22 protein-coding genes are annotated in these 26,253 nt (G+C 69.8%); 8 read left to right on the top strand and 14 right to left on the bottom strand.

The annotated features are described in order from the left end of the window. Positions 1–218: 218 nt before the first annotated feature. Positions 219–449: a hypothetical protein gene (locus ABD831_RS20605; RefSeq protein WP_344951370.1), complete on the top strand. Its 231-nt coding sequence runs from the start codon at positions 219–221 to the stop codon at positions 447–449. 244 nt (positions 450–693) lie between these two features. Continuing rightward, complete coding sequence (locus tag ABD831_RS20600; RefSeq protein ID WP_344951366.1) at positions 694–969, top strand: hypothetical protein; 276 nt, start codon at positions 694–696, stop codon at positions 967–969. 1,012 nt (positions 970–1,981) lie between these two features. Here ABD831_RS20600 and ABD831_RS20595 read toward each other — a convergent pair. The 3 genes from ABD831_RS20595 to ABD831_RS20585 all read right to left on the bottom strand — a co-directional run bounded on the left by ABD831_RS20595 (position 1,982) and on the right by ABD831_RS20585 (position 3,573). Beyond that, complete coding sequence (locus tag ABD831_RS20595) at positions 1,982–2,365, bottom strand: hypothetical protein (protein WP_344951363.1); 384 nt, start codon at positions 2,363–2,365, stop codon at positions 1,982–1,984. Between the two features lie 169 nt (positions 2,366–2,534). Continuing rightward, on the bottom strand, positions 2,535–2,816 hold the full coding sequence (locus ABD831_RS20590; RefSeq protein ID WP_344951360.1) for a hypothetical protein: 282 nt from the start codon (positions 2,814–2,816) through the stop codon (positions 2,535–2,537). Between the two features lie 229 nt (positions 2,817–3,045). Then, positions 3,046–3,573, bottom strand: a complete 528-nt coding sequence (locus ABD831_RS20585) for a hypothetical protein (RefSeq protein ID WP_344951357.1) — start codon at positions 3,571–3,573, stop codon at positions 3,046–3,048. Between the two features lie 2,217 nt (positions 3,574–5,790). Here ABD831_RS20585 and ABD831_RS20580 point away from each other — a divergent pair. Continuing rightward, on the top strand, positions 5,791–7,377 hold the full coding sequence (locus ABD831_RS20580) for a P-loop ATPase, Sll1717 family (protein ID WP_344951354.1): 1,587 nt from the start codon (positions 5,791–5,793) through the stop codon (positions 7,375–7,377). A 431-nt stretch (positions 7,378–7,808) separates the two neighbouring features. On the opposite strand, the gene ABD831_RS20575 is transcribed toward ABD831_RS20580, so the two are convergent. Next, entirely contained in the window at positions 7,809–8,417 is a 609-nt protein-coding gene (locus tag ABD831_RS20575; protein ID WP_344951351.1) for a thymidine kinase, read from the bottom strand. Between the two features lie 46 nt (positions 8,418–8,463). Beyond that, positions 8,464–8,865: a hypothetical protein gene (locus ABD831_RS20570; protein WP_344951348.1), complete on the bottom strand. Its 402-nt coding sequence runs from the start codon at positions 8,863–8,865 to the stop codon at positions 8,464–8,466. A gap of 120 nt (positions 8,866–8,985) precedes the next feature. Here ABD831_RS20570 and ABD831_RS20565 point away from each other — a divergent pair, with 120 nt between their 5' ends. Both ABD831_RS20565 and ABD831_RS20560 read left to right on the top strand, forming a co-directional pair. Continuing rightward, positions 8,986–9,888: an aminoglycoside phosphotransferase family protein gene (locus tag ABD831_RS20565; RefSeq protein WP_344951344.1), complete on the top strand. Its 903-nt coding sequence runs from the start codon at positions 8,986–8,988 to the stop codon at positions 9,886–9,888. Between the two features lie 189 nt (positions 9,889–10,077). Then, positions 10,078–15,615 carry an ATP-binding protein gene (locus ABD831_RS20560; RefSeq protein ID WP_344951341.1) on the top strand — a complete coding sequence of 1,846 codons (5,538 nt, stop codon included), beginning with the start codon at positions 10,078–10,080 and terminating at the stop codon, positions 15,613–15,615. 93 nt (positions 15,616–15,708) lie between these two features. Here ABD831_RS20560 and ABD831_RS20555 read toward each other — a convergent pair whose 3' ends face one another. Further along, complete coding sequence (locus tag ABD831_RS20555) at positions 15,709–16,482, bottom strand: hypothetical protein (protein WP_344951338.1); 774 nt, start codon at positions 16,480–16,482, stop codon at positions 15,709–15,711. Next, on the bottom strand, positions 16,479–17,054 hold the full coding sequence (locus ABD831_RS20550; RefSeq protein WP_344951335.1) for an RNA polymerase sigma factor: 576 nt from the start codon (positions 17,052–17,054) through the stop codon (positions 16,479–16,481). Before ABD831_RS20550 ends, ABD831_RS20555 begins: the two co-directional genes overlap by 4 nt. Positions 17,055–17,187: 133 nt before the next feature. On the opposite strand from ABD831_RS20550, the gene ABD831_RS20545 reads away from it, so the two are divergent. Beyond that, positions 17,188–17,715, top strand: a complete 528-nt coding sequence (locus tag ABD831_RS20545; RefSeq protein WP_344951332.1) for a hypothetical protein — start codon at positions 17,188–17,190, stop codon at positions 17,713–17,715. Positions 17,716–17,719: 4 nt separating this feature from the next. On the opposite strand, the gene ABD831_RS20540 is transcribed toward ABD831_RS20545, so the two are convergent. The 6 genes from ABD831_RS20540 to ABD831_RS20515 all read right to left on the bottom strand — a co-directional run bounded on the left by ABD831_RS20540 (position 17,720) and on the right by ABD831_RS20515 (position 22,734). After that, positions 17,720–18,079, bottom strand: a complete 360-nt coding sequence (locus ABD831_RS20540; protein ID WP_344951328.1) for a DUF6510 family protein — start codon at positions 18,077–18,079, stop codon at positions 17,720–17,722. Between the two features lie 13 nt (positions 18,080–18,092). After that, entirely contained in the window at positions 18,093–18,860 is a 768-nt protein-coding gene (locus ABD831_RS20535; RefSeq protein ID WP_344951325.1) for a ferredoxin reductase, read from the bottom strand. After that, positions 18,830–19,429 carry a sulfite oxidase-like oxidoreductase gene (locus tag ABD831_RS20530; RefSeq protein WP_344951321.1) on the bottom strand — a complete coding sequence of 200 codons (600 nt, stop codon included), beginning with the start codon at positions 19,427–19,429 and terminating at the stop codon, positions 18,830–18,832. Before ABD831_RS20530 ends, ABD831_RS20535 begins: the two co-directional genes overlap by 31 nt. A 52-nt stretch (positions 19,430–19,481) precedes the next feature. Then, positions 19,482–22,148, bottom strand: a complete 2,667-nt coding sequence (locus tag ABD831_RS20525; RefSeq protein WP_344951318.1) for an ATP-binding protein — start codon at positions 22,146–22,148, stop codon at positions 19,482–19,484. Between the two features lie 119 nt (positions 22,149–22,267). Further along, positions 22,268–22,429: a hypothetical protein gene (locus tag ABD831_RS20520; RefSeq protein ID WP_344951314.1), complete on the bottom strand. Its 162-nt coding sequence runs from the start codon at positions 22,427–22,429 to the stop codon at positions 22,268–22,270. Between the two features lie 20 nt (positions 22,430–22,449). Next, complete coding sequence (locus tag ABD831_RS20515) at positions 22,450–22,734, bottom strand: nickel-binding protein (RefSeq protein WP_142179563.1); 285 nt, start codon at positions 22,732–22,734, stop codon at positions 22,450–22,452. A 171-nt stretch (positions 22,735–22,905) separates the two neighbouring features. Between ABD831_RS20515 and ABD831_RS20510 the strand changes: the two genes are divergently transcribed. Together ABD831_RS20510 and ABD831_RS20505 are read left to right on the top strand one after the other, a co-directional pair. Next, on the top strand, positions 22,906–23,700 hold the full coding sequence (locus tag ABD831_RS20510; protein WP_344951309.1) for an enoyl-CoA hydratase/isomerase family protein: 795 nt from the start codon (positions 22,906–22,908) through the stop codon (positions 23,698–23,700). Next, complete coding sequence (locus ABD831_RS20505) at positions 23,697–25,244, top strand: acyl-CoA synthetase (RefSeq protein ID WP_344951304.1); 1,548 nt, start codon at positions 23,697–23,699, stop codon at positions 25,242–25,244. The genes ABD831_RS20510 and ABD831_RS20505 overlap by 4 nt, the downstream gene beginning before the upstream one ends. A gap of 15 nt (positions 25,245–25,259) precedes the next feature. On the opposite strand, the gene ABD831_RS20500 is transcribed toward ABD831_RS20505, so the two are convergent. Then, entirely contained in the window at positions 25,260–26,240 is a 981-nt protein-coding gene (locus ABD831_RS20500) for a YdcF family protein (protein WP_344951301.1), read from the bottom strand. Between the last annotated feature and the right edge of the window lie 13 nt (positions 26,241–26,253).

The raw sequence follows: 26,253 nt of genomic DNA, 5'->3' as shown, positions 1-26,253 counted from the left end.
CCCGGAGCGCACTCGGGACGAGTCCACCCAGACGCCGGACGAGGCCTGACCGCCCGGGCTAGGTGACTCAGAGGGCCATTCACCCTTTGGCGGGATCGCGTAGAAATCGAGCGCCCGGCAGGCGGCGGAGTGACGCGCAGGCCGAACCGTTCATCGCACGTACGCCAGCATGTGCGCCATGCGTGAGGGGTGTCCGCCTTGAGTGAGACATTCGCTTCATGCACAACTACCTGCCGTTCCTCTCCAACGTCCTCCTGCTCGTTGGTGCTGGCATCCAGTTCGTGCTGGCCGCCGTCGAGTCCGCGAAGCGCGAGAAGGAAAATTGCGCCAGCGCGAGCAACCGTCGATCAATTCGACGTATCGCATCGCGTGAAGGGTGGTATCGCAACGGCTGGGTCGTGTTGCTGGTCGGGACTGGAGTTGGCGCCTGGAGCACATGGCCGTGGTGAAGAAGGGACGCGTTCCGGCGGTGCTGCTAGAACGGCTTTGTTGAACAGCTCGCGACGGAAGGACGCACCATCCGGGGTGGTGCGGAGGTGACACGTACGCTGGAAGGGGAGACGGCGTCACGGATTCGATCTCTGCCGCACCGGACCGGAAGCGTCGAGCCGGGCTCTCTATCGGGATGCTTGAATGTCGCCGTTTAGGGGGTGGGCTTGACGCGTGTCAACCCTACCCCCTAATGTCTGTTGCATGACTGAGACACCCGGACCGATCAGCTGCGCAGCCCACGGCCTCGCCGATGCCAAAGCCGCCATCAAAGGGCTCAACGACCCTCTCGAACGGGCGAATGCAGCGCTCGACCTGCTCGAATACATCACGCAGATCGTGCCTACCACGCTGCGACGCCTGCGCTTCGAGGCGCTCGTCGAGGCGCGACAGACAAAGAGCGTGCACGAGATCGCCCAGCATCTCGGCATTTCTGACGCACGCGTCTACGAAATCCTCGCAGACGGGAAAAGGAACTAAGGGGGCCGCGTCGTCCTTGCCCTCATGGCGTCGCGGGTCAGCCCGTGAGCACGTGGCGATGTGACCCTGACAGTTCGGCTCGTGGCCGCGGCCTACCGACCCGAGAGTCAGGTCGTCGCTGTCGCCGACCCTCGGGCAATCCTGTGTCATGCCTAGATCGCTGACACCAAGAAGTCGAACGTCGCTACAGATTGGCCGAACGATCCATACCTCAGATAATCCAGATCGCGACTAGAACCAGAACCACTGTGAAGAGGACGAAGACTCCAGTGCTGGTCCCGCCACCCGGACGGTTTCGGCCGCACTGCGGGCATGACGTGGCTTTGTTTGAGACCGGGCTCTTGCAGGTCTTGCAGGGAACAATCTTGTCCGACATATCGCGCCTCTCTTTGTGAAGCCTCAAGGTATGAGGGATTGCCCCAGCGAGGCCGCGAAACGTGGATATTCCGACCCTGGGCACTGCAATCACGCTCCCGCGCGCCGCATCGCTGTGGATAGACGCGGATGACTGTGAGGCTGGCCGGGGGCGCCACCACAGACCTGAATCGGGTCAGCCTGAAATGGGCTCTTCCCCACCCCAATACGCTCGGGGACTCGCGGTAGTTGTTGCGTCAGCGGTCGTAGAACGGGTCGTCCGGCAACTCGGACGCGAGCGTTTCGAGGTGCGCCTTGAACTCGCCGGTCTTGCGCTTCCGGTCTCGGCGCGTCAGGCATTGGAGCAATACGCCGCGGACGTCGGCCGAACTGCACCGTGGCGAGAAGCCGGGCAGCGGGAGTATCAAGGGTCCAACGTTTCCTCCCGCCGTGGTCGTCGCTAACGGTGACATGCTGCTGGCTCCAGTAGAGGCCGTGGTTGCCGCCCTTCGCGACTCCCCTTGATCTCAAACGGCTCTCTTGACATGGACGTTGCGCGATCCCCCCGCGACGGATAGACGCACTTCCATCTCCGCGCAGAGCGCAGGTTCCTAGGACGAGGCGGCTTGAGCCCTGAGGCGCATCGTCACGCGAACCGTCATCGTTGAGTCGCCCTAGCGCACGCAGCGGATGCGCGGTGATGTCCCACAACTTGGTAGGTCCCATCCGGCCAGGCGATCGCCCCTGGGGCGTGCTCACCCACGAAATTGTCTGAGGGTACTGAAGCCGGATTTGCTACATGCGTCCTGGAGACCTGTGCCTGATAACCCCAGATGCGCTCGAGCGGTACGACGATCTCCTCTACGGGACTCACCAAAGACAGCGGGCCGCGCCTCTCATCATTGATGATCGTCAGTCCGAAGTGAGAGGCGGGCACCAGATCGTCAGGGTCTTCGTACAGCGTGACTTGTTCGCCGTCGACCGCGGTGGCTGGGTCGCCCCAGCGGTACATACGCGGCACGGAGACATCCTCGCTCGTCATTCCCCAATTCTGCCTGACGGCCTTCAAGGTAGGGGCGCCACGCACGTAGCCGCATCAACGGCATGAAGCTGGCGTCTCAAGCCCAGAACCGTCGCGCCGTCATAGCGGTTAGAGAATTCTGACACCTACGGTCGTTCGTGACAGATTGTGCGCGCCCCCCGGGACGGGTTCAGGCGAAATGATGCGATAGCGCTGATAGTCCTTCCTGGAGGTCGTCGTACGCCTGATCTATCTCGTCCGCCTCATGCTGGCCGTGGCCGCGATCTGATACCAGCCTTGAGTAGGCCTCCGTTTGGCTCGCAGCCGCTTGGAGGTCGTCACGTGCATGACCGGGAGGGAGGTCCCCGGCGAGCTCCCGCATGAGCCTCGCGCCCTCCTCGCGGTCCACAGCAGCGCCTCGCCGCGCCCAGGCAATTGCGTCGCGACCTCGGAACATTTGCTGCTCGTCCATGCCTCAAAGGTAGCCCGAGTTGCCCGACGCTGGCGCAGCGTGAGTTCGCTCGTTATTGAGGCATGCAACAGGCCTCCCTGCCCGCGCAGATTCGTGACAGATCAGCGACAGATCCGAGTCGCCAACTCGCGGCGCTAAGACGCAACCTCCGTGAGGCGCATCGCCGTTGATGGAAGTGGGACGGGTGGTTTGCGGCCGGCCGCAAACATCGTGATGGTGATGGCGGTTGCTATTCGGCGGTGGGCGCGCGGGGATCGACTTCGAAGTCCGCCATGTACAAGTCGCTGCCGGAGAGCAGACCCTTGAGGGCGTCGTTCTGCTTTCGTTCGCCGGAAGCGTCGGGAGGCGCCGGGAGCCCGAGCTCCTCGTAGAGCCAAAATCGGTTCAAGTCCACCCAAGCGCGCAGTGCCGCTCCGTATCCGTTAGCTGCGACAACCGCTCCACGATACGACAGCGGGCCCGCCCCGTACGGAATGAGAGTCAGCAGCACTGGCGAGCCCTTCGGCCACAAGATCAGGAAGGTCGCGATAGCTCCCACCTCAGCTGAAGCAGCGACTCTCACGGCCAGATCCACCTGTGTCCGCTGGTCATTGACGTAGCGGGTGCGCGCGGGATTGGCGACCATGCCGATGTGCGTCGCCCACTGCAAAATGGGCAAGTGCACTGCCGCGCCGGCCATGAGCTCGTGCTGGCGAAGAGCGTTGCCCAACATCGTTGGAAGGATGGCGCGTCGATCGCTCGGGTAGTCCGCGCTCACCCGCTCCCAATCCTCCACGTCCACTTGGGTCTCGACCACCTCATGCGCTGCGAAGAGGTGCTTCTTGAGTCGTTTCGGCGCGAGGTACTTGTTTAGGTCACCACTGAGTGGCTGTTGCAGCCTGACTAGTCGCACGTTGGCGTCGCGTCGGCGAAGGTCCGCTCGGTGCAGACACTGAAGATGGCCCATCACCATTGCTCATGGGCTGGTTCCAGAACCGCAGGCGGGACTATGAGACTCGGTGTCTGTGCCAGGCCCGCGCCGGCCTCCCGAGCGCCCTTCCGAGGGGGGAGCCGCATTCCTCGGAGGTTGCTGCAGCGCGGCTTCAACGCCCGAAGTGCACACCTTGGCGTTCGCCTGGCCCTGCGCTATCCCGTCAGGAAGCCATCCTCACTTACCGCAGCAGTGGCAAGGAAAAAGTTGGCTGGCGGTGCGTCTTCTGCAACAGTTGGATCGCCCCCCTGCATCAATACTTGAACCCATGTCGGCTGCTCTGTCCACACACCGCCGGGAGAGTTCCAGAAGTCTTCCAACTGATAAGCGCTATCAGTTGAGTTAAGACGAGCGATCTGCGCAGCCAGACGCGAAATGCGGGGGGAAGCCTCTTTTGAAGAACTGAACGCCCAACTTGGGCAAGTCAAGCATTCCCAAGGGAGCGCGGCCCCATTGAGCGCGCTGGCGTGCTGGCTGCTCGCTGGCGCGGGGGCCACAAACTGTCGTACGTCCTCGGCGTGAGCAACGGTGATGCCAAGGGGGCTAAAACCGCTGTTCCCTGGGGGTCCATGCTTGGGTTCTTCCCGCCGCAGATCGATTCGTCCGCACGCCCCGAGTCTCACGTTGTGGCCGACCCTGCCGAAAGGAGCCAATTCGCTATTGTAAAAGGCGTAAATCGGAACCGCGTTAAACACTGACGCGGCACTGATTAGGTTATCTATCTGAGTCAACGCTGATGCTTTGCGCAGTTCGCGATACACCCCGAATCGACGCCCATCGATTTGTTTGGCCTGACGAGCATCACGACCCAGCCAGCCCTCGTTTCCAGTGCCCATGCCCAATCGAGGCCGTACTTTACCTCGTCCCCGGTTGTTGCCTAGTGGACCCAGCATGTCGAACCACCTTCTCGGACGAACTCGGTAAGCAAGGACTCCGTTATGGTTTCCTCTCTTGGCCGGAACGGAGCATCCCGCAGGAACTGCCACGTCCATAGAGAAGTTTGAGACAGCAAGTGGGTGATCATGAGTGCATCATGCAGGCATCAGGGACCAAGTGGCCACGTGCGACTCGCTGAAGAGACGGCGCCCTCGCTCGCGTCGCTGCCCCCGGACGATGGCTCCGCAAGGGTTACCGTTCGCGAGCTGGTTTGGCCCCTGGAAGATATGCGGCCAATGCACCCGCCCGGCGCACGGATTCGCTGAGGCATCCGACGATGTTGTGGCGTGTCACGCGGGCGGAACCATAGGTACCGCGACCACAGTCATTGCCTTGAGGCGACGTAGTCCTCTTTCGATAGTGCGCTCGGGAAGGCGACGAGCACCTTCAGGTCTGCCGACCCGGCAGGCGGCGGAGTGACTCACCTCTGCCCGCGCGGTTGAGCCAGGCACCCGCGTCCGAGTCCTGATTGCGACAGGATGAAGGATGACCAATGAGGCCGTTATTGACGCAGCGATTGGATCGTTGACCGTCATCCGACACAGCTAAAACGTTGCCGTCGGGGTCGTGCCGGACGAGATCGGTCTTTACGCGTTCTACGGCGACAGACCAGCTTGGTCGTCTCTCGGCCTCACTCCGGCGAGGCAATGGCGCATGCGATGACGGCCAGGTAGGAGCCATCACAGAGCGAAGGGCGACGGGTCGGGCGGAACCATCGGCAGCCGGAGTGGCTGTCAACGCTGCGGGTATATCCCCGGCTGCGCCGAAAGGAGCGCGCGCCCGCGCTGCAAGCGGAGACTCAGAAGATGAGAGTCAGGAACGTTGCCTGCGCGGCAGGGGTCACACGTTCCACCTCAAGGCGGGGGCAAGCAGATGCTTGTCTGCCAGGGATGCGGCAAGCAGGAGCTAGTAGCGATGAAGCACGGAAACTAGCGGCGCGTCAGGTTGGCTCGTGCCGAGGGGCCCACAGGCGTCAGGCTTCTGGCAAGATCCGGGAGTGTGTTCCCGTGGGTGCACGGATGCTGGTTTAGTCATCAGTAATCACAATTCGGACGCAAGGATCTTATCGTGAGTCACCGGGATGCCATGAGCCAAGAAGGTATAATGGCCGTGTTGGATTCGCTGGAGTTTGGAGACGGAACCGCCGAGAATGAAGAGAATCTTCTCGAAGTGTTTCTCTACTCCAGCGGAGCGTATTCCAGGGTGATCAAAGATGAAGCCGATGTGATCACGGGACCAAAGGGATGCGGCAAAAGTGCCATTTACCGGGTCATTACTGAGACTCAGATCGCCAAGGATTTGACTGTGCTACCCGCGGCCAATCCAACGGGCACGCCAGTATTCAAGGTATTGTTCAAGGAAGATAGCTCTGAAAGTCGCCTAAGGGGAATTTGGACGGCGTATATTACGTCCCTGGTCGGGAACTGGATCGTTGACGCCTTTGACGGCACCCCTGGCTACGGCTATCAAGTCGAGGAGATTCGGGACATCTTAGAACTCCTCGGACTTCGGCGAGCGCAAGAGGCAAAGCGCTCTCTGATGCAGAGAATTCGAAGGGCTCAATCGATCGAGGCTGGTGCGGAGGGATCGTTACTGACCGGTGCTCTCGGCGCTTCGTTGAAGTTTGAACTGGCAGATGCTGATCAAGAGGCCTCAGGAGCGGTCCTTCTGGAGCCAGCTGACTTCTTTTCTGTCCTGCAAAAATCCGCAGAGGTGCTTATGGATGCAGGGCAGCGTCTATGGGTAGCGTTCGACCGCTTAGACGAGTGCTTCACATCGGACTCTCCGGTTGAAAGGCGCGCTCTGCGCGCTCTGCTTCGGACGCACTTGGATATTTCACAGGCTTTGAATTATTCGCGTGTAGTAAATATGAAGATCTTCTTGAGGTCTGATCTGCTGGCGAGGATGTCATCTGACGTAGCATTTACGAACTCAACACATCTTCGCCAAGAAGATATCCGATGGAACTCGGATGCTATCGCAGACCTCATCGCCACAAGGGCGCAGCAGAGCCAACTCTTTCGGGAGCGCTACCTCGAACCTCGCGCAGGGCACTCACTAGTGAAGCGCAGTTGGGAAGCGCTCGTGCCTGATCTGTCTTCGGGCAGACGTAGGCTCTCGACGTCGCAAGTGATCTGCGAGCGAACTGCCGACGGTAATCGAGGCTTCAATCCAAGGAATGTCTTGAGTCTTTTCTCGTTCGCGTTGGCGAGCGCCCGTAGCCGCCAACGTCGCGCTCTCGACCTAGGCGATGCGCAGCGCGCCGAAGTGCCGCTACTAGAGCAACGCGACATCGAGTCCGCGGCTGGAGACCTGTCGCGCCGCAGGCTCACCGATTCAGTATTGAACGAGTTTCCCGGTGTTGCCAAGTACGTGCGGCGTTTGGAGAAAGGGCCGGCCGAGTTTCCAAGTCTGCGGTCGTTGATGATTAGAATCGGCCAAACAGCGGTGGCTCAAGATAGGGCGGAAGAGATTCTTCAGCAACTTCAAATGAGCGGCGTCATCGGAACCACCAGAAATGGGTACTCCATCCCGCGTCTCTACAGGGCATCTCTTAATGTAAATGGTGCTGCCGATGCGAAGCCGGCGCACGAGCGGTACCGCGTTCGTCGTCACCTCTTTGCCGATAAGGGGTCGGCTGACGCTGTAGAATGATGAGCTTGTTTACCGGTGCGGATTGACCGCTAGCCGCTGATCTTCCATTCGGGATTCTTTCTACGGCTGGCATGTGGTCATGAGAGGATTCGCCGCCGATGCATCATGCCGCCTAACTGGTTACGGTCGTGGGTGAAAGAAGCCTGCCCCGTCGTCTGTCGCCACGCAAGTTATTCCAGCCATTGCAGGGCGGCCAAGGGGAAGTCCACCCTTCTGCCTACTCCACATTCATCATTTTGCATTCCTGTCGGACGCTCCGTACCGAAGCAACTCTCCTGACCGGGGATCGGCGCCCATCGGTAGCCCTATCTGGGCGGGATGGGCGCCCTAATGGAGGCCTGAGTAGAGCGACTACTGGACAAGTCCCGCCGGGTACGGATGCTTCTCAGGATGGACGCCAAGGGACGGCGCGGCCTGCGCCGAAGCCACAGTCAGGACGACGTTGGGCGCACGAAGCAGGACCGGCAGCGCGCTTCGTAGGTGAAGGTGCCGTCGTCGGGGAGCGCCTCGGACCCCCCGAGGTGGTCGAGGAACGGCTCCCCCGAGCGGAGCACCTGGGTGTGGGTGGCGCTGAAGTCGCGGCACTGGTCGCACACGGCGCGCCGGTAGGTCACGCGGTCAGGGCCGAGCTCGAGCAGGGCCCGCACCGGCGCGAAGAGCTCGCCGCGGTGGTCGAGGTCGATGCCGGCCACGACGACGCGGGTGCCGCGGCGCAGAAGCTGGTCGACGACCGCGACGTCGTCGAGGTCGAACATGTGCACCTCGTCGACGGCCACCACGTCGAGCTGCTCGTCGAGCGCCTCGTGCAGGCTGCTGACCTTCGTCGTCGCGAGCACGCCGCCGCTACGCGAGGTGACGCCGCTGTCCCGGACGTGCCGCTCCGACTGGTAGACGCGGTGGCGCACGCGTGTGAACTGCAGCGGCGAGAGCAGCGAGATGAGCGCGAGGCTCTTGCCCGACTTCATCGGTCCCAGGACGACGTCGAGGGACGCCTCGGACGCGGTGCGGACGGCCTGCCTGACGTCGTCGATCGTGGTCACGGGCGAGAACGCTATCGGCCGCCGGTGTCAGTCACGAGCACCGACGTCACCGGCCGTAGCCGTTGGCGCCGCGGACCACCGCGTCGACACACTCGGTGTCGAGTCCCGAGGTCGTCACCTGACTGACCAGAGCCTTCCCGTGGCCGGCCGCCCCCGCTTCGGCGCCGACGAGCCAGCACAGCCCGGGATCCATGGCGCCCGACGGCACCGACACCTGGACGTCCGCGACCTGCGACCGGAGCATCTGGAACTGCTCGTCCTGGTGGTGGACGAACCAGAGCCAGCCGACGGCGTTGGCTGCGACGAGGAGGAGCACGAGCCCCACGGTCACCGGGCGGCTCATGGAGCGCTCGACGCCCATGAGCGGCGAGTCCGGCCCCCGCTGGGCCGGCTGTCCCTGCGCGCCCGCTGTCTCAGTCGGCGTGCCGGTGGTCGCGGTCTCGTCCATGTGCAGCCCCTGTCACCCGTGGCGCTCCCCGCGCCCGTGACGCGAAGGTACTCCGCAGGTTCGCGGCGTGCCCGGTAAAGCAGTCGCCCGCTCGTCGGGCCGGGGCCTAGCGTGACCGGGATGCCGATGCACGAGAACGAGGTCCGCGCGACCCCCGAGCTGGTCGAGCGGCTCGTCGCCGACCAGTGCCCCCAGTGGTCGGGCCTGCCCGTCACACCGCTGCCTGACGACGTCGAGGGCACTGACAACGTGCTCTTCCGGCTCGGCCAAGAGCTCGTCGTGCGCATGCCGAAGATCGAGTGGGCGCAGGACCAGGCGGAGTCCGACGCGTGCTGGCTCCCCCGCCTCGCCCCGCACCTGCCCGCGGCCGTGCCGGTCCCGGTCCATCTCGGCCAGGCGTCGGACGGCTACCCGTGGGCGTGGTCGGTGGTGCCGTGGGTCGACGGCGCGACACCTCCCCGGCTCGGCTCCGACGACGTCCCGCTCGCGTGCGACCTCGCCGCCTTCGCCCTGCAGCTGCGAGAGATCGACGCCACGGGAGGTCCCACCAAGCCGCCGGGCTCGCGCGGCGCCCCGCTCGTGCACGTCGACGACGCCGCCCGGGCGGCCCTCGAGCGCCTGCGCGCCCACGACGACGGCATCGACCTCGACGCCGCCGAGCGCGCCTGGGATCGGTGCGTCTCCGCCCCGGCATGGGACCGCGAGCCGGTGTGGATCCACGGCGACCTCCAGCCCGGCAACCTCGTCGTCGACGACGGCCGGCTCGTCGCGGTCATCGACTGGGGCGCCCTCGGGGTCGGCGACCCGGCTCCCGACGTCGCCGCCGCCCTCTGGACCTTCACAGGCCGCGCCCGCAACGCCTACCGCGAGGCCGTGTGCCCCGACGACGCGACGTGGCTGCGCGCCTGCGTCTGGGCGCTCGCGCCGTCGCTCACCGGCATCGACTACTACCGGCACACCTTCCCCCGGATGGCCGAGCACGGACGCCAGATGGTCCGGGCCGTCGTCGCCGAGCTGACCTGAGCGCCCTGAGCGCCCTGAGCGACCTGAGCGCCCTGAGCGCCCTGAGCGCCCTGAGCGCCCTGAGCGCCCTGAGCGCCCTGAGCGACCTGAGCGACCTGAGCGGCGACTTGACGCCTGTCTACTCGCCGGTCACCCAGATGGCGTGGAAGGCTGCAGGGTGCGACACCACCCCCGTCTGAAGGAGCACGCATGATCTCGCGCATCGCCATCGTGAACCGCGGCGAGGCCGCCATGCGGCTCATCCACGCGGTGCGGGACCTCAACGCGGCGGCGGGCCGCGACGGGCACCGCATCGAGACGATCGCCCTGCACACCGAGGGCGAGCGGCGGGCGATGTTCGTGCGCGAGAGCGACCACGCGTACGACCTCGGTCCCGCGTCGGCCCGCCCCTACCTCGACCACGCCGTCCTCGAGCGCGCCCTGCGCGAGACGAAGGCCGACGCCGCGTGGGTCGGCTGGGGCTTCGTCGCGGAGGACCCTGCGTTCGCGGAGCTGTGCGAGCGCGTCGGTGTCACCTTCATCGGCCCGAGCCCCGACGCCATGCGCAAGCTCGGCGACAAGATCGGCAGCAAGCTCATCGCCGAGGAGGTCGGCGTCCCCGTCGCGCCGTGGAGCCGCGGCGGCGTCGACACCCTCGAGGACGCCAAGGCCGCGGCCGCGCGCATCGGCTACCCCCTCATGCTCAAGGCGACCGCCGGCGGTGGCGGCCGCGGCATCCGGCGCGTCGACTCCGACGCCGACCTCACCGACGCCTACGAGCGCACCCGCGACGAGGCGCAGCGCGCGTTCGGCTCGGGCGTCGTCTTCCTCGAGAAGCTCGTCACCGGCGCCCGCCACATCGAGGTGCAGGTCATCGCCGACGGTCAGGGCACCGCGTGGGCCGTCGGCGTGCGCGACTGCTCGGTGCAGCGCCGCAACCAGAAGGTCATCGAGGAGTCCGCCTCCCCCGTGCTCAGCCCCGAGCAGGAGGACGAGGTCCGCGCGAGCGCCGAGCGGCTCGCGATCGCGGTCGGTTATGCCGGTGCCGGCACGGTCGAGTTCCTCTACCACCCGGGCGAGCGGTTCTTCGCCTTCCTCGAGGTCAACACCCGCCTCCAGGTCGAGCACCCCATCACCGAGGTCGTCACCGACACCGACCTCGTCAAGCTCCAGATCCACGTGGCCAACGGCGGCCGTCTCGACGACCTGCCCGGCGGCCGCCCCACCCAGCGCGGCCACGCCGTCGAGGCCCGCCTCAACGCCGAGGACCCCGACCGCGACTTCGCCCCTTCGCCCGGCCGCATCAGCCTGCTGAACTTCCCCGCCGGTCCCGGCATCCGCGTGGACACCGGTGTGGGAGAAGGCGACTCGATCCCCGCCGACTTCGACTCGATGATCGCCAAGATCATCGCCCACGGCCGCGACCGCGACGAGGCCCTCGCCCGCCTGCGTCGCGCGATGGCCGAGACCACCGTCGTCATCGACGGCGGCTCGACCAACAAGAGCTTCATCCTCGACCTGCTCGACCAGCCCGAGATCGTCGACGGCTCCGCCGACACCGGCTGGATCGACCGCGTCCGCGCCGAGGGCCGCCTCGTCTCGCACCGCCACTCCGGCGTCGCGCTCGTCGCCGCCGGCATCGAGGCCTACGAGGACGCCGAGGCCATCGAGCGCGCCCGCCTGCTCGAGTCGGCCCGCGGTGGCCGCCCGCAGGTGCAGCACACGGTGGGCCGCGCCATCGACCTCAAGCTGCGCGGCACGGCGTACAAGGTCATGGTGCTGCGCACCGCGTCGCACCGCTACCGCGTCTCCATCACGAACGGCGGCGACGAGCACGTCGTCGACGCGACCCTCGACCGCATCGACGAGTATGCCGGCCGCATCGTCGTCGAGGGACGCGCGCACCGCCTCATCACCGCCACCCACGGCCCGGTCCACCTCGTCGAGGTCGACGGCATCACCCACCGCGTCACCCGTGACGAGGGCGGCGTCGTGCGCTCGCCCGCGCCGGCGCTCGTCGTCGCGACGCCCGCCCAGGTGGGCGACGAGGTCGCCGCCGGCGCACCGGTGCTCGTGCTCGAGTCGATGAAGATGGAGACGGTGCTGCCGTCCCCCTTCGCGGCGCGGGTGCGCGAGCTGCTCGTCAGCGTCGGCAGCCAGGTCGAGACCGGCGCACCGCTCGTGCGCCTCGAGCCGACGGGCGACGAGGAGGAGGTCGCCGAGGCTGCGGCCACCGAGACGGTCGACCTCGACCTGCCCGACTCGAGCGCCGGCCACGCGACCGTGCGCGAGCGCGTCGACCGCGGCATCGAGGACCTCTCCGCGAGCGTCCTCGGCTTCGACGCCGACCCGAGCGGCGACCGCAGGATGCTCGACGGCTACCTCACCGCCCGCGACGAGCTCGCCGCTGCCGGCACGATCCCGCTCTCCGAGGAGATCGGGGTCCTGGAGCTGCTCACCGACTTCGCCGAGCTGAGCCGCAACCGGCCGGCCGCCGAGGAGCGCCACACCGAGCTGCTCGTGCACAGCCCCCGCGAGCACTTCCACTCCTACCTCCAGAGCCTCGACGTCGACCGGGCCGGGCTGTCGGCCGACTTCCGCGACAAGCTCGCCCGCGTGCTGCGCCACTACGGCGTCACCGACTTCGAGCGCACGCCCGACCTGGAGGAGGCGGTCTTCCGGGTCTTCCTCGCCCAGCAGCGCTCGGCCCCCGAGGTGCAGGTGGCGACCTCGATCCTGCAGCGCTGGCTCGGCGAGCCGATCCCGCAGCCGCCGCTCGACGCCGCGGCCCGGGAGGTGCTCGACCGTCTCGTCGTCGCCACGCAGCTGCGCTTCCCGGTCATCGGCGACCTCGCCCGCAGCGTCCGGTTCCGCTGGTTCGACCAGCCGCTCGTCGACGAGGAGCGCGAGAGCGTCCTCGCCGGCGTCCGCGACAAGCTGGCCACCCTGGCCGCCGAGCCCGACGCCGCCGACCACACGGCGCGCATCGACGAGCTCGCCGCGATCCCCGAGCAGATCGTCCGCTTCCTCACCGAGCGCCTGCACGAGGAGGCGCCCGAGCGGCTGCCCGAGCACGAGCCGATGCTCGAGGTGCTCATCAAGCGGCACTACCGCGAGCACGAGCTGCACGGCCTGCGCACGTTCTCCGAGGGCGGCCGGCCCTTCGCGGTCGCCGACTACACCCTCGACGACCGCCCGACGCACCTGACGTCGACGATCGGCGGCGTCGACGAGCTCGTCCCCGGCAGCCCCCTCGACGCGGCCGTCTCGAACGACGTGTGGTCGCGCGCCACCGGCCTGCACTCCGTCGTCGACCTCTACCTGCGCTGGCCGCAGGAGCCGGAGTCGCCCGACGCCGCGAGCGAGCAGCTGGCCTCCCTGCTGCAGCAGCTGCCCTTCGCGCAGGACGTCCGCCGCGTCGCCGTGGCCGTCAGCGCCGGGCAGGGACGTCCTGTCGGCTACTTCACCTTCCGCCCGGTGGACGGCACGCTCGTCGAGGACCGCCTCGTCCGCGGCGTGCACCCCATGGTCGGGCGCCGCCTCAACCTGTGGCGCCTCACGTCCTTCGACGTGACGCGTCTCGACGCGCCCGAGGACGTCCTGCTCTACGAGTGCGTCGCCAAGGACAACCCCGACGACCGGCGACTCGTCGCCCTGGCCCAGGTGCGCCAGATCGTGGTCGTGCGCGACGAGTCCGGCCAGGTGTCGGGTCTGCCGCACGTCGAGCGCGCCATCGCCAACTGCCTCGAGGCGATCCGCCGGGTCCGCGCGAGCCGCGGCGCCAAGGGCTCCAGGCTCGACATGAACCACGTGTGGGTGCAGATCTGGCCGACCATCGAGGCCGACCTCGGCCAGCTGACGGCGCTCCAGAGCAAGATCGCCCCCGTCACGGCCGGCGCCGGCATCGAGGAGGTCCTCGTCCAGGCCAAGGTCGCCGGTGCACCCGGCGAGGCACCGCTGCCGATCGCGGGCCGCTTCTTCTACCAGCCCGGTTCCGGTGTCACCGCCGCCCTCGGAGCGCCTCCCACCGAGCCGCTCAAGCCGCTCGACGACTACGCCTCCAAGGTCGTCCGGGCCCGACGACGCGGTCTCGTCTACCCCTACGAGCTGCAGTCGATGATCGCCGGCGAGGGCGGCACCGTCGTCGAGCACGACCTCGGCGACACCGGCGCGCTCGTGCCGGTCGACCGGCCCCAGGGCCTCAACAAGGCCGGCATCATCGTCGCCGTCGTCAGCACGCCGACGGTGCGCCACCCCGAGGGCGTCACGCGCGTCGTGCTGTCGGGCGACCCGCTGCGCTCCCTCGGGTCGGTCGCCGAGGCCGAGTGCGCCCGTGTCATCGCGGCCATCGACCTGGCGGAGCAGATGAAGGTCCCACTCGAGTGGTACTCCCTCTCGGCCGGCGCTCGCATCTCGATGGACTCCGGCACCGAGAACATGGACTGGGTGGCCCGGGCGCTCAAGCGGATCATCGAGTTCACCCAGGCGGGCGGCGAGATCAACATCGTCGTCGCCGGCATCAACGTCGGCGCCCAGCCCTACTGGAACGCCGAGGCGACGATGCTCATGCACACCAAGGGCATCCTCGTCATGACGCCCGACAGCGCCATGGTGCTCACCGGCAAGCAGTCGCTCGACTTCTCCGGCGGCGTCTCGGCCGAGGACAACTTCGGCATCGGCGGCTACGACCGCGTCATGGGCCCCAACGGCCAGGCGCAGTACTGGGCCAAGGACCTCGCCGGCGCGCGAGCCATCCTCATGGCGCACTACGACCACGCCTACGTCAGCCCCGGCGAGAAGGGCCCGCGCCGGGTCTCGACGAGCGACCCGTCGCACCGCGACGTGACGCTCTTCCCGCACGACGCACCCGGCTCGGACTTCAAGACGGTCGGCGAGATCTTCAGCTCGCTCACCAACCCGGACCGCAAGAAGCCCTTCGACATCCGCACCGTCATGCGCGCCGTGTCCGACCAGGACCACGAGCCGCTCGAGCGGTGGGCCGGCATGGCCGACGCCGAGACGGCCGTCGTGCAGGACGCGCACGTCGGCGGCATCCCGGTGTGCCTCATCGGCATCGAGAGCAAGTCCGTTGCGCGGCGGGGCTTCCCGCCCACCGACGGCCCCGACACCTACACGGCCGGCACGCTCTTCCCGCGCTCGTCGAAGAAGGTCGCCCGGGCCATCAACGCGGCCAGCGGCAACCGTCCGATCGTCGTCCTCGCCAACCTCTCGGGCTTCGACGGGTCACCGGAGTCGATGCGCGCCCTCCAGCTCGAGTACGGCGCCGAGATCGGCCGGGCCATCGTCAACTTCGACGGCCCCATCGTCTTCACCGTCGTCTCGCGCTACCACGGCGGCGCGTTCGTCGTCTTCTCCAAGACGCTCAACCCGCGCATGACGGTGCTCGCCGTGGAGGGCTCCTTCGCGTCGGTGCTGGGCGGCGCCCCCGCCGCCGCCGTGGTCTTCTCCCGCGACGTCGACGCCCGCACGGCGTCCGACCCGCGCGTCGCCGCCCTCGAGGGCCGTGTGGCGGCGGCCTCCGGGGTCGAGCGGGCCCGTCTGGCCACCGAGCTGGACGAGCTGCGCACGGCGGTGCGCTCCGAGAAGCTCGGCCAGGTCGCGTCGGAGTTCGACACGGTGCACAGCATCCACCGCGCCGTCTCGGTCGGCTCCGTCGACGCCGTCATCGAGGCCCACGACATGCGCCCGCGCATCATCGCGGCCATCGAGGCGGGCCTGCAGGGCTGATCCCCCGCGCACGACGAAGAGGGCGTATGCCGGGAGCTGGGCTCCCGGCATACGCCCTCTCTCGTCGGGGTGCGTCCGGTCAGGCGCGTCCGGTCAGGGGCGACCGGTCGGGTGCGACGACGGCGTCACGGGAGGGGTCGCCGTCGGGGTGGGCAGGACGGTCGGCTTTCCCGTCGGCACGGTGGTCGGTTTTCCGGTGGGCACGGTGGTCGGCTTTCCGGTCGGCACGGTGGCCGGCTTGCCCTTCGTGGTCGGCTTGCCCTTCGTGGTCGGCTTGCCGGTCGCGTGGTCACCGGACGCACCGGGAGCCGCGACGGTGGCGCAGAAGGACGCGACCTTGTCGGCCCCGCCCGCTGCCTTCGCGAGGTTGGTGAAGGCCACGGAGTCCAACGCCTTGCCGTGCCCGTTGGCGGCCACGGCCTTCCACGCGGTGCACAGCCCGTGGGCGGCCGGCCCGGTGGCGTCGGGACCGTCGGCGGTGCCACCGGGTGTCGGGGTGCCCGTCGGGTGGGCGGACCCGGCGGGCGTGGTCGAGCCGGCGGGGACCGCCGACGCCGTGGCGTTCGCGTGCGTGTCCGGCGTGTGGGCGACGTTCGAGGACACGTAGACGACGGTGGCGGCGCCACCGAGTCCGACTGCGATCCCGGCGATCGTGGCACCGAGCTTGGCGCCGGCGAGGGTTGCGAGCATGGATGGTCTCCGTCGTGATGGGGAGGGGGCGGGGGTGACGTGAGCCGCGCGCAGGGCCGACAGCGTCGACGCATAGCCGTCCAGCTCGTGGGCGGAGGCGGGCGCGGTCAGCGCCGCCAGCACTGGAGCGAGGGCGGGGTCGTCGACGGAGGAGGCGTCGGGCCGTGGATCGGTCATGTCACCCCCCGAAGCGTCCGCGGGCCCTCCGGCGTTACACCTGTCGGGTCCACCATCTTCCTCAGCGCCTGCAGCCCACGGTGCGCAGCCACCCGGACCGCTCCGGGGCTGCGGCCCACCAGCTCGGCGACCTCGGCCACCGACAGCTCTGCGACGACTCTCAGCAGGACCACCTCGGCCTGCAGCGGTGGGAGCCGGCGCACGAGGGCGATCGCCTCCTCGGTGGAGAGGGCGTCGACCACCTCGTTCGCGCAGTCGGCGGCGACGGGCTCGACCCAGGTCGACCGCCAGGGCAGCCGGGAGCTGCGGGTGCGCTTGCGTCCGGCATCGACGGCGCGACGGCGTGCCGTGGTGAAGACCCAGGCACGCCAAGCCATCTCGTCACCCCGGAAGGTGTTCAGTCCCCTGACGACGGTGAGCCACGTCTCCGCGGCCACCTCGTCAGCGGCGTCTCCCCCGAGACTCAGGTAGCGCAGCAGCGGCGGGTTGAGGTCTCGCCACAACCGGGCGAACGCGGCCTCGTCTCCGTGCTGTGCGCCGGCGAGGACGGTCTCGAACTCCGCGCCGATCACCGCGCCAGTGTGGACCACTGACCCGGCTCGTGCGACCCGAGTGGCCAGGTCCGCGGTCCCCGTATCATCTCCGCCGGAGGCAGGGCCCGGTCAGCAGGACCGGTCCTCGGCCGACCAGGAGTCAGGGGAGAGCATGAGCAGCAGCCAGCAGGAGTTCGTCGACCGTGCCCGCGCCGCCGCAGAGGGCACGCCGTATGCCGTCGCGGAGCGCCCGTATGGCTTCGACCTGACGGTCGACCTCGCGGACGCCCGGTGGCTGACCATCACCCGGGCGCACGGGCTCAAGCGCGTCTTCACCCACGAGGTGCACCTCGAGGACAACGGCCGCTACGGCATCACCGACGTCGACAACACCGTCAGCTACAGCGGTGGGGCCGCGTCGCTCTCGGCCGAACGGTCGTTCAAGCGTGGCCGGGTGATGAGCTACTCGCGGCGTGTCGAGTTCGGGCTCGACGCCAGGACGGGTCAGGTCGGCAAGGTCGTCGACTACTCGTTCCGGGCCGGCGAGGGCAGGGAGCTCGTCCGCCGGGTGGCGAAGGAGCTGGGCTGGACCGAGAAGATGAACGGCGAGCAGCTGGGCGCGTTGTGGTTCGCTGGCATCGTCGTCGTGCTCATGGTGGTCGCGTTCGGGGCCGTCGGCATCCACGCCCTCCTGACCTGACGCGTCAGGCGGGCGGCCCCACGGGCGGACTCGATGCCGGAGACGCGGCGGGAGCGGGCGCGGGGACGCGGAGCGAGGTGACGCCGCCGAGGTCGAGCCACACGGCGTCGGGCGTGCGGACGATCCGGAGCAGCACGTCGTCGCAACCCGGGCACCGACCGACGAGGCCGGGGTCCGGCCCGTAGACGCGCAGGGTGGCGACCTCGGCGGCCCTGCCGCAGCCGCGGCAGCGGGCGACGGCTGCCGTGACGTCGAGGGCGAACAGCTCGGACAGCGGGCCCGCCATGAGGTTGCCGTCCCAGTCGGCGGTGGCGTGGGCGCCGAGCCCTCCGTGCGTGCCGTCGGGTTCGTCGATGTTCGTCATGGTGGGCGCCTCCTCACGGGCCGCTCGGCCCGAATCTCTCGGTCCTGATCCGGTCGGGCGCGTGGCCCAGTCCGACGAGCAGGTCGGCGGCGGCCTCGACGAAGCCCGTCGGTCCGCAGACGTAGCACGTGGGTGCGTCCTCGGCGCCCCACGCGGACCCGACGAGGTCGTCCGCACGCAGCCGCCCGACCGGTCGGGTGGCTGCCTCGGGCGCCCGCCGGGTGTGCACGAGGTGCACGTCGACGGCGTCACCGGTCCCGAGCCCTGCCAGCTCGTCGCGGTAGATGACGTCGCCGGGCTCGCGCACCGAGTAGACGAGCCGGAAGGGCGGGCCGCCGGCGTGGTCCACCTCGCTGCAGGCCCGGAGCATCGACATGAGCGGCACGACGCCTGAGCCGCCCGCGACGAGCAGCACGGGCTCGGCCTGCGTGGCGCGCCAGACGAACCAGCCGCCGACCGGACCCCGCAGCCGCACCGCGTCACCGACCGCCAGACCGTCGGCGAGGAAGCCGGAGACCTCGCCGTCCGGCACGCGTTGGACCGTCAGCTCGACGCGGTCGCCGCGCTCGGGCGCCGACACGGAGTAGCTCCGCGTCGCGGTGTAGCCGTCGGGGGCGGCGAGCCGGACGTCGACGTGCTGTCCCGGCAGGTGTCCCGGCCAGTCGTGGACGTCGAGGACGAGAGTCACGGCGCTGTCGGTCTCGGGACGGCGCTCGACGAGCGTGGCGTCACGCCAGGCCCGCCGGGCGCTCAGTCCCCCTGGTACCGCTGCTCGCGCCATGGGTCGCCGTAGTCGTGGTAGCCGAGCTGCTCCCAGAAGCCGGGCGAGTCCTCGAGCATCAGCTCGATGCCGCGGACCCACTTGGCGGACTTCCAGAAGTAGAGGTGCGGCACGAGCAGCCTTGCCGGACCTCCGTGCTCGGGCCGCAGGTCGTCGCCGTCGAACTCGAACGCGACCCAGGCCTGTCCGTCGAGCAAGTCCTCGAGCGGCAGGTTGGTCGTGTAGCCCCCGTAGCTGTGCACCATCGCGAAGTCGGCGGCGGTCTCGACGTCGGCGAGCAGGGTGTCGAGCGAGACCCCGCGCCACTCGGTGTCGAGCTTGGACCAGCTCGTGACGCAGTGGATGTCGACGGTCACCGTCTCGTCAGGGAGAGCCATGAGCTCCTGCCACGACCACGTGTGCCGGGTGCCGTCCTCGGTCGCGACCCACAGCTCCCACTCGTCGTGGTCGACGGGTGGCGTCGGTCCCGCCGAGAGCACCGGGAAGTCGCCGGTCAGGTACTGACCCGGGGGCAGCCGGTCGTCGCGGCCGCGCGGTCGGCCCTGGAAACCTCGCGTCACGAAGTCCATGCCCACTGACTCTAGGGGTGAGCGCACCACGCCCGACACCCCTGCGGAGATGTCAGTCCAGCCCGAGCTCGGCGGCCCGGCGCACGACCTCCCGGCGTGTTCGCAGTCCGAGGCGCGAGAGGACCGCTGACACGTGGTGGTCGGCCGTCTTCGGCGAGATGAACAGGTCCTGCGCCAGCTCCGCGTTGGTCAGCCCGCGCGCCACCAGCCGGGCGACGTCGAGCTGCCGGTTGGTCAGTCCGGACGGGTTGGCGCGGGTGCTGGCCCGTCGCCGGCCGGGGACGCGCCCCAGGCCGCGGGATCTCAGCACCTCGCGCCCCCGCTCGGCGACCGCGCCGGCCGCGAGGCCTTCGAGCTCCTCGACCGCCCGCACGGATGCCTCCGGGTCGGCGCCGTGCAGGGCTGCGAGCGCCCGCTCGTAGGGCGCCCCGATGACCGCCCACGCGGCCTCGGCCTCGGCATGGCGGCCGTCGAGCTCGAGGCGGTACGGCTCGGCGACCGGCATCGTCGACCCACCCGGCAGGGCGGCCCGGGCACCGAGCCGGTCGAGCCGGTCGAGCCGGTCGATCCGGTCGATCCGGTCGATCCGGTCGAGCCACACGAGCAGGTCCCCCACGGCCCACTGCACGCCCGGGAGCGAGCCCACACCGACCAGGGTGGCGGGCGCGGTCGCCAGTCGCGGGTCGTCCAGGCCGAGCAGCCAGGACCGTTCGGCCAGCGCCGACAGCACCGGCAGGTGCGCCAGCGGCTCGTCGAGCCGCTGCGCGAGGTCCCAGGCCTCGTCGAGATGGTCGGCGGCGCCGGTCGTCCCGTCCCCCGTCCGCAGGGCGACGAGCCCGCGGACGAGGTGGGGCCACAGCGCGGAGAGCGGCATCCTGCGCTCGCCGATGACCGCGTCCGCGTCCTCGACCGCGGCGGCCCACCGGGCCCGCTGGAAGTGCAGCCGCGACCGCATCCCCGTCTGCCACTGGTTGCACACCGGGATGTCGCGCTCGACGGTGATCGGGATGGACCGTGCGAGCACCTCCTCCGCCTCACGGAAGCGGCGGTGCTCGATGTCGATGGACGAGAGGTTGGAGTATGCCGTCGTCCCCACCTCGTCGAAGGAGCGCTCCAGCGCGAGGGCCGCGTCCAGGAGCAGCCGCGCCCGGGCTCCCACCTCGCCACGGAGGAGGTCGCCGGCGTCGTCGATGACGTCGCAGCGCAGGCGCACGGCCTCGTCGCCGGATCGCTCCGCGGACCGGCGCGCCGCCCGCCCGCTCAGCTCTGCCGTGGCGTAGTCGTGCCGTCGGTAGGCGAGGTAGGCGTGGGTGGCGCACGCCGAGCCGTAGGCCGGGGTGTCGTCGCGCTCCGTGGCGAGCCGGGCGTGCAGCTCGGCCTCGCGACGCCGCGCCGAGTAGTACTCGATGAGGGCGCGTCGGTCGTGGGCCGCGGCGAGGCCGCCCTCGTCGCCGACGTCCTCCCAGAGGCGCAGCGCCTGCGTGATCGACTCGACCGCCTCGGGGAGGCGACTGACCATGTACTGCTCCTGGCCGAGCAGCTCGAGCATGCGGGCGCGCTCGGCCGGCCCGCCGTCGCTGCGGTCGAGGGCCAGGGTGAGGAAGGCGACCGCCTCGGTGTGCGAGCCGGTCCGCGCGGCCTCGGCGGCGGCCGACGCGGCATACCGGCTCGTCCGCGTGCGGTCGTGCGCGGCGTCGGCGTGGTGCGCGAGCACGGCGTGGTCGCGGGAGCCCACCCCCTCGAGGGCGTCGAGCAGACGGGCGTGCAGGCTCGGCTCGCCACCGAGCGGGATGGCGTCGCGGACGGCCAGCCGGGCCAGCTCGTGCCGGTAGCCGATGCCCCGGCGGGTGCGCACGAGCAGGCCGGTGGACTCGAGCCGGCGCAGGCGCGGCAGGTCGAGTCCGAGCAGCGGCAGGAGCCGGTCGTCGACGGCGTCCGGCGCCGTCGCCACGAGCTGCAGCGCCTCCAGGTCCTCGTCGTCGAGCAGGCTCGTGCTGGCGAGGACGGCGTCACGCACGGAGGCCGGGAGCCCGACACCGGCGTGCCGGGCGATCTCGTTGACGTAGAAGGGGTTTCCACCGGTAAGCCGGTGCACGCTCGCCGCGTCGAGCGAGGTGTCCGTCAGGAGCCGGCCGACCGCGTCGAGGCTGAGCGGGCCCAGCGGGATCGTCAGCGCGTGCTCGAGACGGGCCAGGTCACCGAGCAGCGGGCGCAGCGGGTGGCCGGCCCCGATCTCGGCGTCGCGGTAGGTCAGGACGAGCAGGACCGGGAGGGCGTCGATGCGGCGCACGAGGTAGCGCAGCACCTCCACCGACGCCTCGTCGATCCACTGGGCGTCCTCGACGACGAGGGTGGTCGGTTCACTCGCCACAGCCCGGGTGAAGTGGGCCTCCAGCTCGCCCCGCCCGGCCGCTGCGGCTCCTCCCGAGGCGTCCTGCGGGGAGCCCTCGAAGGCAGCCTCGGCGGCACCGAGGTCGGTGAGGACGTCCCGGACCGGACCGAGTGGCCGTGGTGTCGCCAGCGGGTCGCAGAGCCCGCGCGCCACCCGCCTGCCGGCCGAGCCGCCTGAGCCGGACGAGCCGGACGTCACGGCCCGGAGCAGGCTCGTCTTGCCCGCCCCGGCCTCACCGGTCACGGCGACCACCTGCCCCGCACGGACGCTGTCACGCGACGCCCGTCGCAGGCGCGCGAGCTCGGGCTCGCGCTCCAACAACCCCACCTTCGAAGGGTAGGGCGCTCGGGCGCCGGCGACACCGGCATTTTCCGAGGCGCGGACGACGGGCGTCGGGGCCGGGAGGGCGATGGCCCTCCCGGCCCCGTGGGCCCCCGCCTCGAGCCTCAGACCGGCTCGGAGTGCCGGCGCTGGCGGCGCACCGCGAGTGCGATCTCGCGGGCACTGCGCTTCAGGCCCCGGTGCCGGTCCGTCCGGCGCGCCACTGCCGCCGGATGCCGCGGGCGGTCGAGGTCGTGCAGCTGCACGTACATGTTGGTGTCGATCATGTCTCCCCCCTCCCCCGTGCTCAGGCCGAGACGGCGTCCGCGGTGTGCGGACCGAACTCGCTGGCGACCTCCACGACGCGGTTGGCGGGGAAGCCGCCACGCCGGGCGTGCTCGAGGATGGCGTCCGCGTCCTCCGCCTCGTGGAGGCAGTAGACCTTGTCGCCGGCGACGTAGCTGGTGATCCAGCGGTAGGGCACGCCCAGCGAGTCGACGGCGGCGTTGGACGTGCGAGCGGTCTCGCGCAGGTCCGCCGCGGTCATCGACGAGGCCCCCGGGATCTCGCGCTCGATGAGAAATCGTTTCATCGTGTTTCCTTCTGTCGGTGGTGCTTCGGTGGTGTTCCGTCGACGGTCGTCGACGCCTCACCAGAGTGCGACGGGGCGGGGTGCCCGCACATCGGGGGCGACTCCCCATGTTGGGGACGCGACCTCCCCACGTTCGCTCCCTTCGGGCCCCGCACGCGGCAGGATGAGTGCGTGACGACGACGGTGCCGCAGGTGGTGCTGTCGGCGTCGGACGGCGTCGCCACGATCCGGCTCGCCCGACCCGACGCCGGCAACGCCCTCGACCTGCCGGGCGCCCTCGCGCTGCGCGCCGCGGTCGGCGAGATCGTGAGGGCCCTCGACACCGTCCACGTCGTCGTGCTCCGGGCCGAAGGCCGGCTCTTCTGCGCCGGCGGTGACGTGCGCGCCATGGCCGCGGCCGAGGACCGGCCGGCGTTCGTCGCCGAGCTGGCCGGTGTGCTCCACGAGGCGCTCGCCGAGCTGCGCGCCCTGCCGGTCCCCGTCGTCGCCGTCGTCCAGGGCGCCGCCGCCGGCGCCGGCGTGGGTCTCGTGCTCGCGGCCGACGTGGTGCTGGCCGCGGAACGCGCGACGTTCGTGGCGGCATACCCCTCCGTCGGGCTGTCGCCCGACTGCGGCGTCAGCGCGCTGCTGCCCGCGGTGGTCGGTGCCCGACGGGCCGCCCTCTTTCTGCTGACGGGCACGCGGGTCGACGCGGCGACGGCCCTCGACTGGGGGCTCGTCACCGAGGTCTGCCCGGTCGAGACGCTCGACGCCCGCGCCGGTGAGGTCGTCGCCGCGATCGCCGCCCTGCCGCACCGCGCCGTGGGTGAGGCGGCCCGGCTGCTGCGCCGGTCCGGCGAGCGGTCGTATGCCGCCCAGCTCGCCGACGAGGCCGCGACGATCGCGCGGCTCTCCGCCACGGACGATGCAACCGCCCTCCTCACCGCCTTCGCCCGCCCCCACCCGACCGACGGAGCCACCTCATGAGCAGCACGAGCACCATCACGTCGAGCACCGTCGACGACATCGTCCGGCGCGGCGCGACGCGTCACCCCGACCGCATCGCGCTCGTCTTCGAGGACCGCTCGTGGACGTATGCCGCCCTCGACCAGGCCGTGTCGCGCGCGGCCGCGCACCTGCTGGGTCTCGGGCTGGTCCGCGGCGACCGGGTCGCGACGGTGGGGCTCAACTCCGACGCCTACCTGCTCGCCTTCCTCGGCTGCGCCCGCGCGGGACTCGTCCACGTGCCCGTCAACTACGCCCTCACCGGCCCCGAGCTGACCTACCTGCTCCGCGACTCCGGGGCCCGGGTGGCCCTCGTCGACGTGGCCCTGCGCGACTCGGTCGAGGCGGTGCGCGACGACACGGACCTCGAGCAGGTGCTGCTGCTGCACGGCGGCGACGACGCCGTCCTGCCACGGTGGAGCGAGGGTGAGCTGCCGTCCCTCGAGCTCGAGGTCGACGACACGGACCTCGTCCAGCTGCTCTACACCTCGGGCACGACGTCGCAGCCGAAGGGCGCGATGATGACGCACCGGGCGCTCGTGCACGAGTACGTCTCGTGCATCGTGGGACTCGACCTGCGCGAGGACGACGCGCCGCTGCACTCGATGCCGCTCTACCACTCGGCCCAGATGCACGTCTTCCTGCTGCCCTACCTCGCGGTCGGTGCGACGAACCACCTGCTGACGCGGCCCGACGTCGAGACGATCCTCGACCGCGTGCAGGTCCACGGCATCGGCTCGCTCTTCCTCGCCCCCACCGTGTGGGTTCCGCTGTCGAACCACCCTGCCCTCGACACGGCCGACCTCGGCTCGCTGCGCAAGGCCTACTACGGCGCCTCGATCATGCCGGTCCCGGTGCGCGACCGGCTGCAGCAGCGGCTGCCCGGGCTCGGCTTCTGGAACTGCTTCGGCCAGTCCGAGATCGGCCCGCTCGCGACGGTCCTGCGTCCCGAGGAGCACGCCGAGCGACCCGAGGCGTGCGGTCGCACCGTGCTCTTCGTCGAGGCGCGCGTCGTCGACCCCGAGGGCAGCGACGTCCCGGCCGGCGAGCCGGGAGAGCTGCTCTACCGCTCGCCCCAGCTGTGCACCGGCTACTGGAACAAGCCCGACGCGACGGCCGAGGCCTTCCGCGACGGGTGGTTCCACTCCGGCGACCTCGTGACGCGCGACGAGGCGGGCTACCTCACCGTCGTCGACCGCATCAAGGACGTCATCAACACCGGTGGCGTCATGGTCGCCTCGCGCGAGGTCGAGGACGCCCTCTACACGCACCCCGCCGTCGCCGAGGTCGCCGTCATCGCAACGCCGCACGAGCGGTGGGTCGAGGCGGTCACGGCCGTCGTCGTGCTCCGCGCCGGTCAGTCGGTGACCGAGACCGAGCTCGTCGACCACGCGCGCGCCAGCCTCGCACCGTTCAAGCTGCCCAAGGCGATCCACTTCGTCGACGAGCTGCCCCGCAACCAGAGCGGCAAGCTGCTCAAACGCGTGCTTCGCGACGACCTCGCGCAGCGCCCCGCCACGTCCTGACCGGGGACGCGTCGGTCAACGCGGCAGGACGGCATACGCGAGGAAGGCGGTCCCCGCGATCCACACGCCGAGACCGGCGAGGTTGACGCGCGGGTGGAGCGTCAGCGCTGCGAGGAACTCGCGGAGGAAGGCGCCCGGGAGAAAGGCCCACGCCGTCGGGGCGCCCGTCACGTCGGCGTCGAGCTGCAGACGGCGCGTGAGCAGCGCGGCCCGCCCGACGTGGTAGTTGCTCGTCACGACCCGGAGGTGGCCGGTGTCGTCCAGCCCACGGGCGCGGAGGATCTCGCGCGAGAGCAGCAGGTTCTCCTCCGTCGTCGTCGAACGATCCTCCGTCGCAAGGGCTTCCGGGGGGACGCCGTGGGCGACGAGGTAGGCCGTCATGGCCACTCCCTCGGCCATCGGCTCGTCGTCGCCCTGGCCGCCGCTCGCGACGACGAGCGGGTCGTGGCCGAGGGCACGCTCGCCGCGCCACGTCTCCGCGGACGCGTCGAGGCGGTTGGCGAGCAGCGTCGGCACGGTGCCGTCGACGAGTCCCGACCCGAGGACGATGACCGCGGCCGGCGCCGGGCGAGGGCCACGACGCAGGTAGGCGAGGCAGTAGAGGACGTACGACACGAGCACGAGGCCCGGGTAGCCCGGGAGCAGGAGCACGACGACGGCGATGACCGCCTCGCGGCTCGTGCTCGTCGGGAAGAGCCCGATGGCGAGGGCGGTCGCCGCCAGCATCGCGAGACCGAGCACGAGCGCGACCGCGTTGATGCTGTTGCGCCCCGCAGCCGAGAGCATCCGCAGGCCGTTGCCGAGGAAGAGCAGACCCAGCACGGCCGACCCCACCCACGGCAGCACCAGCGGCGAGGCGCCGAGTGCAGTCGTGGCCGCCCACAGGGCTCCGGCGAGGACCACACCCGTCAGCCAGCGCCGCGGCTCGGCGCGCACGGTGAGCACGAACAGGACGAGGAACGCCGCCACGAGGACGAGGTCGACGAGCGGGCGCATGCGACGAGCATGC

Origin of the sequence: Terrabacter ginsenosidimutans (genome assembly GCF_039539425.1) — a bacterium.
Classification (GTDB): Bacteria; Actinomycetota; Actinomycetes; order Actinomycetales; family Dermatophilaceae; genus Terrabacter; species Terrabacter ginsenosidimutans.
The sequence above is the reverse complement of the archived record's forward strand: the minus strand, read 5'-3'. Positions and strand labels throughout refer to the sequence as shown.